A 15,210-nucleotide genomic window follows, 5' to 3' on the forward strand; every position below is an offset into this window, starting at 1 on the left:
CTTAGAAGCTCTAATTTTTTCGAGCCTCGAAAAAATACTGGCCCGATCTCCGGCTGCTGTCAACATCGATTCTGATGGATTTTGATGACTCTGCGAGTTTTTTCGAGCGTCGGAATAAACGATGACAGCGCCACCTGCATCTGACACTATTTGCCTGCATCCGACACTATTTGTCGGACATTACCGACGGCTTCCGGTTCATGAGCGGCCGCGGCAACCGGGAGGAAAGCAAAACAATGTCGGTCGGAATCCGCCATGACGATTTGCGCCGGCGCAACCGGGCGATGGTGATCTCGGCGGTGCGCCGGGCCGGCCAGCCATCGCGTACTGAGATCGCAGCTACCACCGGCCTCAGTCATTCGACCATATCGGCGATCTCTTCCGACCTGATACGGGAAGGCATCCTCGCCGAGAGCAAGGCAAGTGAGCCCGTTTCGTTGAAACGCGGTCGTCCGCAGGTCGGCCTCGCCCTCAACCCGGAAGCGGCGGCGGTGCTGACCGTGGTGTTGTCGCTGAATTTCCTGTCGGCCGCCATTATCGACTATACGGGACAGGTGGTCGCCGAGGAACAGCGCCGGCTGGACACGCTGACCATGCCGCGCGACGAGCTGATCCGTGAATGCATGGCCATCGTCCGGCGCCGGCTGCAGGATCCAGACCTTGACGTCCGCAGTGTCGCCCGCATCGCCCTGGCGATTCAGGGCATTACCGACTCCCCTGCACGCGCCATGCTGTGGTCGCCGATCACGCCGCAGACCGACATCGCCTTTGCCGACATGCTGGAGGACGAATTCGGCATCCCGGCAACGGTGGAGAACGACTGCAACATGATGGCGGTGGCTTTGCGCTGGCGCAATCCGGATCGCTATCGCGACGACTTCATCGCCATCCTGCTTTCGCATGGCATCGGCATGGGGCTGGTGCTGAAGGGCGAACTGTTCACCGGGACGCATTCCTCGGGCGGCGAATTTGGCCACATGATCCATCGTCCGGGCGGCGCGCTCTGCCGTTGCGGGCGGCGCGGCTGCATCGAGGCCTATGCCGGCAACTACGCCATCTGGCGCAACGCCAGGCAGATGAGCGAAGACAGCGAACCGGTCGCCGACGTCAGCGACGCCGACATGCGAGCACTGGCGGCCCAGGCGCGCGAGAAAGATGGGCCGGAACGCGAGGCCTACCGCAAGGCCGGCGAAGCGCTGGGTTTCGGTCTCGGCTCGCTGTTCGCGCTGATCGATCCGGCACCGGTCGCGATGGTCGGCGCCAGTGCCGCCGCCTTCGATCTGATCGAGCCGGCCTTGCGGAAGGCAATCGCCCAGACCGCCGGCGGTCAGCATTCAGGCTCGATCTCCTTCGATACAGAGCCGAACGAATTGCCGCTGATCCGCGAAGGCTGCGCGATGCGGGCGTTAAGCTTCGTCGACCAGGAGATTTTCGCGCCGGGCGCGCAAATGAGGCCCAGCGTCAGAAAGAACGTAGCCTGACCAGGCGGGTCAATCTTCCCTGATCGCATAGCCGGCACCGCGGATGGTGCGGATGACATCCGGCATCCGGCCGTTGTTGACGGCTTTGCGCAGCCGCCCGACATGCACGTCGACGGTGCGTTCGTCGATGTAGATTGTCTCGCCCCAGACATTATCGAGTAACTGGCTGCGCGAGAAGACACGGCCCGGATGCCGCATCATGAACTCGAGCAGCCGGAATTCGGTCGGCCCGAGCCTGATTTCGCTCTTCTTGCGATAGACTCTGTGCGATTCGCGATCGAGAACGATGTCGCCGACCTTCAGCACGCTGGACAGCACTTCCGGCTTGGCGCGCCGCAGCAGCGCCTTGACCCTGGCCATGAATTCCGGTGTCGAAAACGGTTTGACCAGATAGTCGTCGGCGCCGGTCGAAAGACCGCGCACCCGGTCGCTCTCCTCGCCGCGCGCGGTCAGCATGATGATCGGCAGCCGCTCGGTTTCGGGGCGCACCCGCAGCCGACGACAGAGCTCGATGCCGGAAACCGCTGGTATCATCCAGTCGAGCACCAAAAGGTCGGGCACATTCTCCTGCAAACGGATCTCGGCTTCGTCGCCGCGTGTCACCACCTCGACCTGGTAGCCTTCGGATTCGAGATTGTAGCGGAGCAGCACACCCAACGGCTCCTCGTCCTCCACCACCATTATGCGTGGTGCGATCATCGGCTGGGCACCCCCATCATGTCACCGGTGCGGACATTGTCGTTTCGTCCTGCTTCGGACGATTGACCGGCAATTGCTCGCCGGTCAGCACATAATACGCATTTTCGGCGATGTTGGTGACATGGTCGCCGATCCGCTCCAGATTCTTGGCGCAGAACAGCAGGTGCGTGCAAGCGGTGATGTTGCGCGGATCTTCCATCATGTAGGTCAAGAGCTCGCGGAACACGGACGTGTATTTGACGTCGATGCGCTCGTCGGCGGCACGCAGCTTGGCCAACGCGGCCGCATCGCCTGCAGCATATTCCTCGATGACACCCTGCACCTGGATGAGAACCAGCTGTGCCATCGCGTCGATGGAATGCGACAGGTCCCGCGGCGTGGCGCTGAGGCCGACCGCACTCACGCGCTTGGCGATATTCTTGGCAAGGTCGCCGATGCGTTCGAGGTCGCCCGCCATGCGGATCGCTCCGACCACATGGCGAAGATCGTGGGCCATCGGCTGGCGTTTGGCGATCAGGGTGATGGCGCGGTCGTCCAGTTCGCGTTGACGCGCATCCATGATGGCGTCGTCGGAAACGACGCGTTGCGCCAGCACGTTGTCGGAATTCAACAGGGCCTTGGTCGCCCCGCCGACCATCGAACCGGCGAGGTCGGCCATGTCGCGGATCAGCTTGCTGATCTGCTCGAGATCCTCGTCGAAAGAAGCGACTGTGTGTTCGCCCATGATCCTGTCCTCAAATGCATGATCGGAATGGCTCAGCCGAAGCGGCCAGTGATGTAGTCCTGCGTGCGCTTCTCGCGGGGCGACGTGAAGATCTTCTCGGTCCGGTCGAACTCGACCAGTTCACCCAGATACATGAAGGCGGTCTGGCGCGACACGCGCGCCGCCTGCTGCATGTTGTGGGTGACGATGACGATCGTGTAGTCGGCTTGCAATTCGTCGATCAGTTCCTCGATCTTGGCAGTCGACAGCGGGTCGAGCGCCGAAGCCGGTTCGTCGAGCAGAATGACTTCCGGCTTCACCGCCACGGTGCGGGCGATACAGAGCCGCTGCTGCTGGCCGCCGGACAGGCTCAAGCCGCTGGCGTTGAGCTTGTCCTTGACCTCGCTCCACAGCGCGGCGCGCTTCAACGCCTGTTCGACGCGGCCGTCCATCTCGGACTTGCCGAGGTTCTCGTAGAGCCTGACGCCGAAGGCGATGTTCTCGTAGATCGACATCGGGAACGGCGTCGGCTTCTGGAACACCATGCCGATCTTGGTCCTGAGGAGGTTGAGATCCTGCGACCGGTCGAGAATGTTCTTGCCGTCGAGCAGCACCTGGCCCTCGGCCGTCTGTTTTGGGTAGAGCTCATAGATGCGGTTGAACACACGCAGCAGCGTCGATTTCCCGCAACCCGAAGGGCCGATGAAGGCCGTGACGCTGCGCTCGGGCAGCGACAGGCTGATGTCCTTCAGCGCCTTGCTCTGGCCGTAGTAGAAGTTGAGGTTCTTGACCTCGATCTTCGTCTTCTCGGCTACCGTTTCGGCCATCGTCATGTCTGGGGACAACATCTGTGTCATCTGTCCTCTCTGCGTCCGGTAAGGCTGCGGGCGAGGATGCTCAAGCCCAGAACCGTCAGGGTGATTATGAGTGCGCCGGTCCACGCCAGTTGCTGCCATTCCTCGTAAGGGCTGAGAGCGAACTGGAAGATGGTCACCGGCAGGCTGGCCATCGGCGCGTTGATATTGCTGCTCCAGAACTGGTTGTTGAGCGCGGTGAAGAGCAGCGGCGCCGTCTCGCCGGAAATGCGTGCTATCGCCAGCAATATGCCGGTGACGATGCCGGACAATGCGGCGCGGTAGGCGACCGAACGGATCACCACCCAGCGTGGCGCGCCGATCGCGGCACCGGCTTCACGCAACGCGTTCGGCACCAGGCTGAGCATGTCTTCAGTGGTGCGCACGACCACCGGAATGACCAGGATGGCAAGCGCAACTGCGCCGGCAATGGCCGAGAAATGTCCCATTGGCCGCACCATCAGCTCATAGACAAACAAGCCGATGATGATCGACGGCGCCGACAACAGGATGTCGTTGATGAAGCGGACGACGGTGGTGATGCGCGAAAAGCGTCCATACTCGGCCATGTAGGTCCCCGCCAGCACGCCGATCGGCGTGCCGACGACAACGGCGATGATCGTCATCAGCAGGCTGCCCGCGATGGCATTGAGCAGGCCGCCGGCCTCGCCCGGTGGTGGCGTCATCTCGGTGAAGACCGCGAACGAAAGCCCGGCTGTGCCCTTATAGACTAGTGCGCCGAGGATGAGCGCCAGCCAGGCAAGCCCGATGCCGGCGGCGACGACGCAAAGCGCCATCATCACCGAATTCCTGGCTTTGCGGCGGCTGTGGAGCGATGAGGATGTCGACATCGGTCAGGCTCCCGTACGGGCGTCGATCCGCATCAGCATATAGCGGGCGGCGGCAAGGATCAGGAAGGTGATGACGAAGAGGATCAGGCCGAGCGAAACCAGCGAGGAGGTGTAGAGGTCGCCGTCGGCCTCGGTGAATTCATTGGCGATGGTCGCCGAGATCGTCGTGCCCGGCGCGAACAGGGAGGCACTGATGCGGTGGGCGTTGCCGATGACGAAGGTCACCGCCATGGTCTCGCCGAGCGCCCGGCCGAGGCCAAGCATGACGCCGCCCATGATGCCGATGCGGGTATAGGGAATGACCACGCGCCGGGTCACTTCCCAGGTCGTGCAACCGATGCCATAGGCCGATTCCTTCAGCACCGCCGGCACCGTATCGAAGACGTCTTTGGTGATCGAGGTGATGAAGGGCAGCACCATGATGGCAAGGATCAGCGCCGAGGTCAGAAGGCCGATGCCGTAAGGAGGGCCAGCGAAAAGGCTGGATAGTCCCGGCACGCCGTGGAAGACGTTGATGATGAAGGGCTGTATCGCCGTCTGCAGGAACGGCGCGAACACGAACAGGCCCCAGATGCCGTAGATGATCGAAGGAATGCCGGCCAACAGCTCGACCGCTATGCCGATCGGGCGCCTGAGCGGGCGCGGGCAGAGCTCGGTGAGAAAGACTGCAATGCCGATGCCGATCGGAACCGCGATCAGGATGGCGATGGCCGCCGTGACCAGGGTGCCGTAGATCGGCGCCAGTGCGCCAAATTTTTCCGTGACCGGATTCCAGCTTTCAGTCGTCAGGAAAGAAAAACCGAACGACGACAGCGCCTGCCATGAGCCGGCAAACAGCGAGATCGCGACACCGCCGAGGATGACCAGCACAAGAATTGCGGAAGCGCGGGTGAGTCCGCGGAATATGGCATCTGTGAGCGCGAAGCGCCGCACCGTAGCTTCCCTGGCCCGGGCTGCTGCAGATGATGGCATGGCATCGGAAGCGATGGTCATTGGGTCCTCGCGATTAAAGGCAACAGGGAGGGCGCCATCGACGCCCTCCCTGGAGGAGATTACATAGCCGAGTAGATCGGCTTGCCGTCGTCGCCGACGACTTCCTTGGCCCACATGGCCTTGACGCTCTCAACCACCTTGTCGGGCATCGGAACGTAGTCCAGCTCGCCGGCCATCTCGTCGCCCTTGTCGTATGCCCAGGCGAAGAATTTGAGCGCTTCGCCGGTGGTCGCGGCATCATCCGGCTTCTTGTAGAGCAGGATCCACGTTGCCGCCGTCATCGGCCAGGACTCGGCGCCCGGCTCGTTGGCGAGGATGACGCCATAGCCCGGCTGCGAGCTCCAGTCGGCATTGGCCGCTGCCGCCGAGAACGCCGCCGCGGTGGGCTCGACCTTCTTGCCGTCCTTGTTGATCATATCGGTGTGGGTGAGCTTGTTCTGCTTGGCATAGGCATATTCGACATAGCCGATCGCGCCGCCGGTCTGGGAGACGTTGTTGGCAACGCCCTCATTGCCCTTGGCGCCGATGCCGACCGGCCATTCCACGGCCTTGTCGACGCCGACCTTTTCTTTCCAGTCCGCGCTGACGTCGCCGAGGTAATAGGTGAAGTTGAACGTCGTGCCCGAACCATCGGAACGGTGAACGACCGCGATCGCCTGCGAAGGCAGCTTGACGTCGGGATTAAGCTTCTTGATCGCTTCGTCATCCCAGCTCGTGATCTTGCCGAGGAAGATGTCGGCCAGCGTCGGGCCGTCGAGAACCAACTCGCCCGGCTTGATGCCTTCGAGATTGACGACGGGAACGATGCCGCCCATCACCATCGGGAACTGAGCCAGTCCGGTCGCTTCAAGCTCGTCGCCCTTGAGCGGCGCATCCGAAGCGCCGAAGGTAACGGTCTTGGCTTTGATCTGCTTGATGCCGCCGCCGGAACCGATCGACTGGTAGTTAAGGCCAACGCCGGTGTCTTTCTTGTAGGTGTCGGCCCACTTCGCATAGATCGGGTAGGGGAAGGTGGCGCCGGCGCCGGAGATGTCCGCGGCGAGCGCGGCGGACAGGGTGAGGGTGGTCGTCGCCGCAGCCATTGCAATCGCAACGGCCGCCGAGCGGATGAAATGTCTCATGTGGCCTGCTCCTGTTCGGAATATGGTCTCTCGGCGCCATTCCTCCGGCGCCCGCTGAGGCCAATAGCCCCCGATTATTACAGTCGCATGACAGTTTCATGTCGCTCCGGTAACGTCGCCCAGCCGGGTTAAGAAGGAGCGGCCGCGGGCTTTGTCGGCATGGGCCGCGGTTTGCCGCTGGAATCAGCAGCTTGCGTGAATTCCGGCCGGCATCGGCTGCTCGGCGATCGTAGCCACCGGCTTTAAAAGAAAAAAGCCGGACGGGAGCGCGTTGCATGCAGCCAGAACGTGTCATGGCCGCGCCATCGCCGAAACAGGTCCGTTGGGGTAAATCTGACCCTGTTTCTTGCCGGCGGTCGCTGCTCCCGCCCGTAACTGGAGGAGCGGAACTTCGAATATCCCATTGTCGCCACTGAGCGCCGCTTTGGTATGGTGCGATCGCACCATGGCCTTACGCTGGAAGCGTTGACGAATCGCAAGGTTCTAACTCGCGCTGGACCTCCATCCGCGCCCGACCCGGCGCTCGATCTTCGAGCAACGCCTTCGACTGGAAATGCGACGACTCTACTTCACGGTATCTACTCCCTTCGCCCTATTCCGCCGGTTGTCGGTTAGGCCGAAGCAGCGTTATAAGCTTGCAGGGGTATTGCTGATGTCTCGACGGATTCTGCCTGTCTTCCTGTGCCTGGCGCTGCCTCTGGGAAGCGGCTGCGCGCGCAGCTATGACGGCACCGTCATCATTCCCAAGCCGCTCGATGTTCGCCGTTTCTGGGACAGGCCTTCGCCGCAGGCGCAAGCCGAACAGTCGCAACTGGAGACCGACGTCTTTCCAGTGGCGCCGCAAACGCCGAAAAGGCCGGCGGTGCGCAGGAGCGCAGCTTCCGTTGCAGTGCCACGCAGGAGGGTCGCCAACCCGCCCATGCTGTCGTCGGAGCCGGCGAAGCCGCTCACCTGCAGGAATGTCAGCCAGCCGGGCAAACGGGCCCGCATGGTCTGCGAATAACCAACCGTCCGTCGGTCGATGCGTGCATCTGTAGGCCTTGAAGGGCTATCCGCCAGCCGTTCGCCAGCCTTGGTCAGTCCGCCGGGAAAAAGGCCGGCCCGACCACTCTCACCGGCCGCGCGCCGATCGCTTTCTCGATCGACTGATGCTGGGCAACCCCTGGCACCTCGGAAACCGGCGTTTTTGCCCCTGCGAGAGCGGTACCGGCGGTTTCGATCCCAGATTCAGGAATTTCCGCGACGATGCCAAGATCCGGCTTTGCCGTCGGCAACGGAATGATGGCGTTGCTCATGTTGGCCGGTGTCACGGTTCGTGCCCTGAGCTCGGCGACGCGCCGATAATAGCGCTTGACGTCGCAGGCCTTGAAGTTCGCGTCGTCGCGGTACCGGAACGCGGCAGGTAGCTCCACATAGGGTTTTCCCGACTCGAGCGCGACCATCTCCTCGGTCTCGCGAGTGGCGTCGCTCAGCGTATAGAGGTCGACGCCGGCATCGTCGCAGATGTAGCGACACTGATCGACCGTTTCCTTCAGATCGTCGCTCTTGGCGAACTGCGATTTTGGCGCGGGGAAGAAATATCCGTCCGACAAGCGAACGCAAAACAGCATCCGATTGCCGCCAATTGTTGTGCCTGCGGACTGGGCCTTGGGTGCCGTGCGTTGCTGCGCCGGCTGTTTCTTGGCAGCGGGGGCGGCGCAGCCCAGCGCGACAAACCTGGCCTTCAATCCGGACGTGTCCCTGCTCGAATTCGACAGTCTGGCGATCTGCCGTTGCACCTCCGCCTTGCTGCTGACCAGGTCGGCGCAGGGATTGAAGAAGAAGCCGGCGGTTTTCGCCGTGCATCTGCGTTGTCTCTCAAGCTTTTGAATCGCGGCGAGTTGCCGGCGCAGTTGGGCAAGCTCGGGGCTGGTCCCGCCGCTGCGCCCCGCCGAAAGCAATTGGCTCCTGATGGCACCGCAGCTATCCGCGTAGGAGAAGGATGTGCCGAGCGCAACGGCTATTGCCGACACCAGCATCAGAATCGTGAGGGGCCAGAAGCGTGTCATTGGAACGACCATTATCCCTGTTGCACCGAGAACAGGATTTCTTTGTCGACTATGGATAAGTACTAGCTAAATCAGTTTTTCCTAATTGAAGTAGATCAAACCACCACCAGAGACTTTAGCTCTAGTGTATTAGATGCACTCGTGTAAATTCAATATTACATTTTTATTTCAAGATTGAGACGAACCGGCAGCAACGCCGGCGGACGCCCGCCACGGCGAAGTTTGATACGCGCGGCGGGTTCGGCATCGCGATCAATCCGGCGTTACCGGCCGGCCGTTGCTGAAACCTTAGCCCTGGGATCGGCGTTGAGCGGCCAAAGGAGGAGACCGCAAATGTCGATCCACTTCACTGTCGCGGACCTGACCAGGAATCTGTTCCATTCACTTTGGTTGGACCATGAACGCGCACCGAGGCCACTCGACCACGAGCAGAGGCTTTTGCTGGAGTGCTATCTCGCCGGCCAGATACCGGAATCGGCTTGGAGCGACTATGTCTTCGAGATGCCGGAACTGGCGCGACATGTCGAGGCGAGACGAAGGCGCCACTAAAGCGCATCGCGGTCGACCGGGCCTCATGCGACGCGCTTAGGTTCTTGTCTAATGCATGTCGTTGTCGCAAAACCGCTGCACACTTTTGCGCGACATGCATTAGGTCCCGAAAAGTGGAATCCGGTTGTCGGAAAAGATCAAGGCGAAGCCTTCACTCGCGGTGCAGCCTGTTCTTGTTTGGGCGAGTTGAATTGCAGAGTGAACACCTTGCCCGGGATGCCTTGAGCCAGCGCCGGTGAAAAGCTCAACGGCAGGCAATGGTCCACGGCCGCGACCGCCGCGTCGACAAAAGCTTGGCGCGTCTTCCCCTCGCCGGCGACGCGGATGGCGGTCGGCTTGGGCCGGCCGATCAGCGTGCCATCGCGCCTGAAGCTAAAGCTCAGGGTGACGGTGGAATTCCCGGCATTCGCCGGAGGGGTCCAGCACGCCTGGATGGCAGCCCCGACCTCGGGCATGGTGTTGAGCGTCGCTGCTTTCGATTGACCGGTTGCACCCGCCAGCATGGCGCCTGCAATCACCATCATTCCAGCAATGCTTTTCATGGCAGGGCCTCTGTCCTTGAACCGCCCTCGACGACGGTACTACTTCGATGGTAGGGCCGACATCGGCGATGGCAAGATGCCGGCAACGCGCTTCATCAGCCATGCAGGCGTCGTGAAACGCCGTCTGGCGCAACTTCGGCAGGGGCTGCAATAAGCAAAGGCCGGCGAGCAGCCGACCTTTGCTTTCCATCCGCGCCAGTACATCCGTGGTCGCAAGCTGGAGGTGGATACTAGTAGAAAGGGTTTCGGTTAACGAAACCTTAAGCTCCCCACATCGTGCAAACAGGGGAGAGTAAGAAAGAATTACCGCAGATCATTACCGGCTCCCGCAGAACGTGCGGACGATCGCCGGCCTGCACGTGCCTCAGACGTTGGCCTGCGACCGCACATAGGCGATATAGCCGCGCACGTCGGCGGCCGGCTCGGCATAGGCCTTGCCGAGCTTCTTCTCGATCGCCGCCATATAGTCTTTTGCCCATTGGGGCAGCGCATAGTCGATGACGGCGAGGAATTCGAGCGTCGCCGCCAGACGGATGTCGGCGATCGACGGGTTCTTGCCGCCGATGAACGGCTTGCCGTTCCTGAAGAAGCTGTGAAACACCTCCAGCGGCTCGGCTATCGCTTCTATAGCGGCCTTCTGGGCTTCCGACTTCTTGTCGGGATGAGCGTCGCTGTGGCCGACCTCGCCGGCATATTGCGGGAAATTCAGCACAGGATATGTGGCGCGCGCCACATAGGGGTAGAGCGTCCCGATCAGGTAGAACATGGCACTGTCGATCATTGCCCGCTTGGCCGGCGCCTTGGGATATAATTTCTCCAGCCCGTGCTTGTTGGCGAGATACTGCATGATGGCGCAGCTTTCCCACAAGACACCTCTCGGCAGGCCCTTGTCCTCGATCATCGGCGTAAGATGGGCCGGGTTTCGCGCCATGTATTCGGGCGAGCGCGTGAGACCCCATACGTCGGTCTCGGAATGGTCGAGCCCGGCGGCGCGTGCAAACACCCGAACGCTCATATTGTTGACGCTCGGCTTCAGCATGCTGAGCGTGAGCGCCGGCTTTTTCGCAGGCTTCGCCTTGGCCTTCGCGGGGTTTTTGCCGGAGACCTTCGTCGCCGGCCTTGCCACATTCGCCGCTGACTTGGCGGCGGCTTTGGCCGCCGGCTTCGCTCCTGGCTTGGCTACCTTGGCGGCGGGCATTTTCGCACTCTTCGTTGCTGTCTTTGCCATTATGTCCTCCCTTTGTTTGGCGTGTCGTCAGTATGGATTTTTCGGTGCGCGATCCTCCGACAAGGTTGCGCGCGAGCGCTCGACAAGCGCCTGGATCGCATCGGCAAGGTGCACTTCGGCGATGTTGTAGTCGCCGCGCTCGACGCGGATCTTGTGCGCCTGCATCAGCACGTCGGCATGGGTGAAGCCCGCCGGCGGCTCGAAACGGTAGGAGGCGAGTTCGATCAGAAGGCCGAGCGGATCCTCGAAATAGATCGAGTCCATGAAGCCGCGATCCTTGACGCCGCTGTGCTTGATTTCACGCTCGTTGAGCCGGGCGACCGCCTGCAAGAAGGTGACGCGCGACACCGCGAAAGCGATGTGATGGACGCAGCCAGTATCGGTTGGCGTGCGCCGCTTGACCGGCGTGCGGCTTTCGTCGGTGAAGACGGTGATCAGCCGGCCGTCGCCCGGATCGAAATAGAGATGGCTTTCGCTTGCCTTGTCGAGATTGGGCTGCTCGAAGATGAAAGGCATGCCAAGCACGCCCTCCCAGAAATCGATCGAGGTCTGGCGCCCCGCCCCGACCAGCGTGATGTGATGGACACCTTGCGATTGCAGTTTCTGCATCTGACTCCTCCCGGCCACGCCGTCTTGCCGCCGAACGGAAGTTCGGATGCCCGGTCGCGCTTGGATCGGCGCCCGGCATGTGACCGCGCCCGGCCTCGCTCGCCTGCGCTCCGCATTCCGCATCCTGCAGGAGTGCGGCCGGAGCTTTGATGAACGGATGCTAATTCAATCCGAGGCGTTGCGCCAGAAGCGCTGAGTTTCAAGAACTCCACGCAGGCGCCAAGAGCGGCACCGGGATCGCGGACGCCTTCGCCGAGCTCGCTGAAACGATCCATCGCCGGCAGCTGTAATGGTGCGGCGGCCCGCAGGTCGCTGGGTTTCCCGAGCGGCCGGTTTGGCGACGGCAGGTCAAAGGGGCCTCGTTGACGCATGCCGCGCCTGGTTCGGATTACGGGCATCCGCGGCCCTTAGATGAAAATCACATATTCTTCATCGGCACGTCGGGATCGACATGTCCCCCATCGGCAGTGATCTTCAGCCTTGAGAGGTAGTGCTCCCATCCCCTTCGGTGGCTGTCACGCTCCTTTGCGTTCGGCAGTCCGCTGTGCGTGAAGCGGATCAGTGTCCCCGCATCCCTCGCGATCAGGTCGATCTCGACATGGCTGGAGCCGGGCGGCACGGTCTCGTTGTCTTCCCAGCCAAAACTGTAGGCAAGACGGTGGACCGGGATCACCTCGGTGAACTCACCGCGCGCCATATGGCGACCACCGACATTGACGAGGAACAGACCGCCCGGCGTTGCATCCAAATTCGCTTCGGTCCCGATCCATCGCACGATCTGGTCCGGATCCGTCAAAAGCGCGAACACGGTCGCTTGTGGCGCGGCGACCTCAATCTCTGTGTAAACCGATTCCGCCATCGCTCACTCCAGGTCACATCCGCATCGAATACCGTGCATGATTGAAGCGAATGTGGGGAGTTGCAAGAAGATGTTCGAGGCGTAAGCATAAGCCGGTGCCGAGTGACCTTCTACCGATGCTTCTCGCAAAGTCGCTTTCATTCCTTCTGGACGACGCCGCGCATATTGGCGACGGTGGGCGACTTCTATTGCAGCTCTCAACGCATTTGATGGAAGACGGCGTGCCGATCATCGCCGGCGCGCTGGCGCAGGATGCTCCCGACCCAATCATTTCACGCCGTATCTGGCTCTGGCGAGCGCCTGGGGGTGAAGTGGTCGAGGCTTTGGGGATAGGCGCCGACCGCCAGAATGCCAATCCCCGGCTCGTGCTGCGGGAGTGGCTTGGCACGACGCGGGCGATCGTGTTCGACGAGCGAGCGGGCGGTGTCGCACCGACTTTGGTGTGGGCGTTCGATCATACTCCGGATGAGGCGCAGTCAGAGCTGCTGCGGCAAATCTCCCGGTTTGCTGCGGCTCCGATGACCGCACTCGCAGAACGGTCCGCGAAACGCGCATTGCTCGAAGCATATTTGGGAAAGCGCAGTGCAGCACATGTGCTCAACGGTCATTCTCGTCGAGTAAAGGGAGAGACGATACGGGCTGCGCTTCTGTGCGCGGACCTTCGAGGTTTCACCGATCTATCCGAGGTTCATGATGCAGACGAGATCGTATTGGTACTTGATGCCTGGTTCGATTGCGTCGCTTGCGCGGTGCACGCATTTGGTGGTGAGGTTCTCAAGTTTATAGGTGATGGCGTCCTCGCGATTTTCCCGATTGGCGAGCGCGATGCAAATGCCGCATGTGACGCTGCGGTACGCGCCGTGAAGGCCACGCGCGCCGGGATAGATCATCTCAACCAAACTCGGCGCCGCAATGGCGGCCCTGAGCTCGGATATGGCATTGGCCTGCATGTCGGCGAGATACTCTGGGGGAATATCGGCACTGCCGGCAGGTTGGACTTCACCGCGATCGGCAAGGCTGTAAATCTTGTCAGCCGCATCGAAGGGCTGTGCAAGCCGTTGGGACGGACGGTGCTCGCGTCGACAGTGTTCGAGGCAGAAACTACCGAGCGGATGATCGCCATGGGCAGTCATCCGCTCGGAGGAATAGCAGGCGCGCAAACACTTTTCGGCTTGCCGGAATAGATCGAATGGTTGAGCCCCGCCGTGGATGTGTCGTTCGCAGCATATCTTGGTATCGTGCGAAGCCATGACCGAGAGAAATTCGAACGGCAAAGAAGCTACGATACTGCAACTGGAGTATGGCGCGTTTAGAGCCCAGCCATGCGCGTCGCGCGCAGCTTCGCTGGCCGGTGCTAAGGGCCTTCCCGGCATCCACCCTTCGAGGGAGAGGCGCCTTCGCCGAGCTCGCCAAAACGATCCGCCGCCGGCAGCTGTAGCTCAGGTCGGCTCCAGGCAGTGCCGACCAGCGTGATGGACGCCTTGCGATTGTAGTTTCTGTATCTGGCTCCTCCCCGCGTGGCATCGACTGCCCTGTTCAGCGCGACGTTCTGCGCGCCGCTAACGCTGTGCCTCAAGACCCACGATGCAATGCTGATGCAATCGGCTCCGCTGCGCCAGAAGCGGCAATGAGCCAAACCCGCCGCGACTCAAGGCGATGGATCGGATTGATGGTTTGCCGAGAGCTTGGAGAGACTTGGTACGCCCAAGGGGAATCGAACCCCTGTTCCCGCCGTGAGAGGGCGGTGTCCTGACCGCTAGACGATGGGCGCGTTCAAGAACCGGCGATATAGGCTGACGGCTGGCAAAAAGCAACTAGGCTTAAGGCTGCCGATCGCGCCGGTGAAATATCCGCTGCAAGCCTAGCGTTTTGGCTCGATCAGGTCCCAGAGATTTCCATAGAGATCTGCGAAAACCGCCACAGTGCCATAGGTCTCGTGCCGGGGCGCCTCACGGAATTCGACGCCCTTTTCGAGCATCAGCGCATGGTCACGGGCAAAATCGTCGGTTTCGAGGAACAAAAAAATCCTCCCGCCGGTCTGGTTGCCGATGGCGTGCCTTTGCGCATCGCCGGATGCCTCGGCGAGAAGCAGCCGCGCACCCTGCCCGTTGCGCGGCGTGATCGTGACCCAGCGTTTGCCGCCGCCGAGATCGACATCTTCGGCGAGCACAAAACCCAGCCGGTCGACATACCACGAGATCGCCTCGTCATAATTTGCGACGACAAGCGCGACCGTGGCAATGCTGCGGTGTTCGGCAAAACCGGTCATTTGTTCCTGATCGAAAAACGGCCGATGATGCGGCGCTCGGTAATGTCATAGACGAAGATGGCGCGGCTGCCGTCGGGCAGCTCGGCGTCGATCGACAGGTGATTGCCGGACAGCGATTGGCTGATCACCCTGGCGCCGACCGGCAGCACGATGTCGCCGTTGACCGTTTCGCCGATCGGCACCTGGATGTCGCTGCTTAGCGGAGGGGCGGCAGGCCGCGCGTTGCGCGCTTTGTAGACAAGTGCTGCTATCACCACCATAAGGGCGAGGAACAGCAGGCCGAGATTGATGGCGACGAAGCGGCCGAGCTTCCTCCGCACCTTTTCGACCTCGGGGTCGAGCGGCTTTTCCTCGTCTTCGTCGGCAAGCGGCCGGGCCATGGCAGCAGATTCCGGAACTGTTTT

The 15,210-nt window shown here is 61.6% G+C and carries 17 protein-coding genes and 1 tRNA gene; 4 read left to right on the top strand and 14 right to left on the bottom strand.

The window, feature by feature from the left end; all coding sequences use genetic code 11:
• Positions 1 to 236 precede the first annotated feature (236 nt).
• Entirely contained in the window at positions 237 to 1,481 is a 1,245-nt protein-coding gene (locus NKJ23_RS01915; RefSeq protein ID WP_352634124.1) for an ROK family protein, read from the top strand.
• Positions 1,482 to 1,490: 9 nt separating this feature from the next.
• On the opposite strand, the gene phoB is transcribed toward NKJ23_RS01915, so the two are convergent.
• From phoB to pstS, 6 genes are read right to left on the bottom strand one after another with little or no spacing between them, the layout of a single operon-like run.
• The gene (gene phoB / locus NKJ23_RS01920) at positions 1,491 to 2,180 is read right to left on the bottom strand and encodes a phosphate regulon transcriptional regulator PhoB (protein WP_031212149.1); all 690 of its coding nucleotides are present in this window, start codon (positions 2,178 to 2,180) and stop codon (positions 1,491 to 1,493) included.
• A 16-nt stretch (positions 2,181 to 2,196) separates the two neighbouring features.
• Entirely contained in the window at positions 2,197 to 2,904 is a 708-nt protein-coding gene (gene phoU / locus NKJ23_RS01925) for a phosphate signaling complex protein PhoU (protein WP_023678534.1), read from the bottom strand.
• Between the two features lie 32 nt (positions 2,905 to 2,936).
• The gene (gene pstB / locus NKJ23_RS01930) at positions 2,937 to 3,740 is read right to left on the bottom strand and encodes a phosphate ABC transporter ATP-binding protein PstB (protein ID WP_352451144.1); all 804 of its coding nucleotides are present in this window, start codon (positions 3,738 to 3,740) and stop codon (positions 2,937 to 2,939) included.
• Positions 3,737 to 4,588, bottom strand: a complete 852-nt coding sequence (gene pstA / locus NKJ23_RS01935) for a phosphate ABC transporter permease PstA (RefSeq protein WP_352677846.1) — start codon at positions 4,586 to 4,588, stop codon at positions 3,737 to 3,739. The genes pstB and pstA overlap by 4 nt, the downstream gene beginning before the upstream one ends.
• A 3-nt stretch (positions 4,589 to 4,591) precedes the next feature.
• Entirely contained in the window at positions 4,592 to 5,581 is a 990-nt protein-coding gene (gene pstC, locus NKJ23_RS01940) for a phosphate ABC transporter permease subunit PstC (RefSeq protein ID WP_352574831.1), read from the bottom strand.
• 59 nt (positions 5,582 to 5,640) lie between these two features.
• Entirely contained in the window at positions 5,641 to 6,702 is a 1,062-nt protein-coding gene (gene pstS, locus NKJ23_RS01945) for a phosphate ABC transporter substrate-binding protein PstS (RefSeq protein ID WP_352677848.1), read from the bottom strand.
• A gap of 652 nt (positions 6,703 to 7,354) precedes the next feature.
• Here pstS and NKJ23_RS01950 point away from each other — a divergent pair.
• Positions 7,355 to 7,705, top strand: a complete 351-nt coding sequence (locus NKJ23_RS01950; RefSeq protein ID WP_352677850.1) for a hypothetical protein — start codon at positions 7,355 to 7,357, stop codon at positions 7,703 to 7,705.
• 73 nt (positions 7,706 to 7,778) lie between these two features.
• Here NKJ23_RS01950 and NKJ23_RS01955 read toward each other — a convergent pair whose 3' ends face one another.
• Positions 7,779 to 8,750: a DUF2865 domain-containing protein gene (locus tag NKJ23_RS01955; RefSeq protein WP_352677852.1), complete on the bottom strand. Its 972-nt coding sequence runs from the start codon at positions 8,748 to 8,750 to the stop codon at positions 7,779 to 7,781.
• 333 nt (positions 8,751 to 9,083) lie between these two features.
• Here NKJ23_RS01955 and NKJ23_RS01960 point away from each other — a divergent pair, with 333 nt between their 5' ends.
• On the top strand, positions 9,084 to 9,299 hold the full coding sequence (locus tag NKJ23_RS01960; RefSeq protein ID WP_352471135.1) for a hypothetical protein: 216 nt from the start codon (positions 9,084 to 9,086) through the stop codon (positions 9,297 to 9,299).
• Positions 9,300 to 9,436: 137 nt separating this feature from the next.
• Here NKJ23_RS01960 and tolA read toward each other — a convergent pair whose 3' ends face one another.
• The 4 genes from tolA to NKJ23_RS01980 all read right to left on the bottom strand — a co-directional run bounded on the left by tolA (position 9,437) and on the right by NKJ23_RS01980 (position 12,537).
• Positions 9,437 to 9,802 (bottom strand): cell envelope integrity protein TolA, encoded by a 366-nt coding sequence (gene tolA, locus NKJ23_RS01965; RefSeq protein WP_352677853.1) that lies wholly within the window; start codon positions 9,800 to 9,802, stop codon positions 9,437 to 9,439.
• A gap of 403 nt (positions 9,803 to 10,205) precedes the next feature.
• Positions 10,206 to 11,069 (bottom strand): glutathione S-transferase family protein, encoded by an 864-nt coding sequence (locus tag NKJ23_RS01970; protein WP_352677854.1) that lies wholly within the window; start codon positions 11,067 to 11,069, stop codon positions 10,206 to 10,208.
• A 27-nt stretch (positions 11,070 to 11,096) separates the two neighbouring features.
• Positions 11,097 to 11,678, bottom strand: a complete 582-nt coding sequence (locus NKJ23_RS01975; RefSeq protein WP_352677856.1) for a VOC family protein — start codon at positions 11,676 to 11,678, stop codon at positions 11,097 to 11,099.
• A gap of 418 nt (positions 11,679 to 12,096) precedes the next feature.
• Complete coding sequence (locus NKJ23_RS01980; protein WP_008873905.1) at positions 12,097 to 12,537, bottom strand: SRPBCC family protein; 441 nt, start codon at positions 12,535 to 12,537, stop codon at positions 12,097 to 12,099.
• 116 nt (positions 12,538 to 12,653) lie between these two features.
• Between NKJ23_RS01980 and NKJ23_RS01985 the strand changes: the two genes are divergently transcribed.
• Positions 12,654 to 13,721, top strand: coding sequence for an adenylate/guanylate cyclase domain-containing protein (locus NKJ23_RS01985; RefSeq protein WP_352677857.1), 1,068 nt, complete (start codon positions 12,654 to 12,656; stop codon positions 13,719 to 13,721).
• Positions 13,722 to 14,233: 512 nt separating this feature from the next.
• On the opposite strand, the gene NKJ23_RS01990 is transcribed toward NKJ23_RS01985, so the two are convergent.
• The 3 genes from NKJ23_RS01990 to NKJ23_RS02000 form a co-directional block, all read right to left on the bottom strand.
• Positions 14,234 to 14,308: transfer RNA gene (locus NKJ23_RS01990), tRNA-Glu, on the bottom strand.
• 90 nt (positions 14,309 to 14,398) lie between these two features.
• A complete protein-coding gene (locus NKJ23_RS01995) occupies positions 14,399 to 14,806 on the bottom strand; it encodes a VOC family protein (protein ID WP_352677859.1) in 408 nt (135 codons plus the stop codon).
• On the bottom strand, positions 14,803 to 15,186 hold the full coding sequence (locus tag NKJ23_RS02000) for a fimbrial protein (protein WP_352677861.1): 384 nt from the start codon (positions 15,184 to 15,186) through the stop codon (positions 14,803 to 14,805). Before NKJ23_RS02000 ends, NKJ23_RS01995 begins: the two co-directional genes overlap by 4 nt.
• Between the last annotated feature and the right edge of the window lie 24 nt (positions 15,187 to 15,210).

Source organism: Mesorhizobium sp. M0184 (assembly GCF_040322215.1).
Taxonomy (GTDB): domain Bacteria; phylum Pseudomonadota; class Alphaproteobacteria; order Rhizobiales; family Rhizobiaceae; genus Mesorhizobium.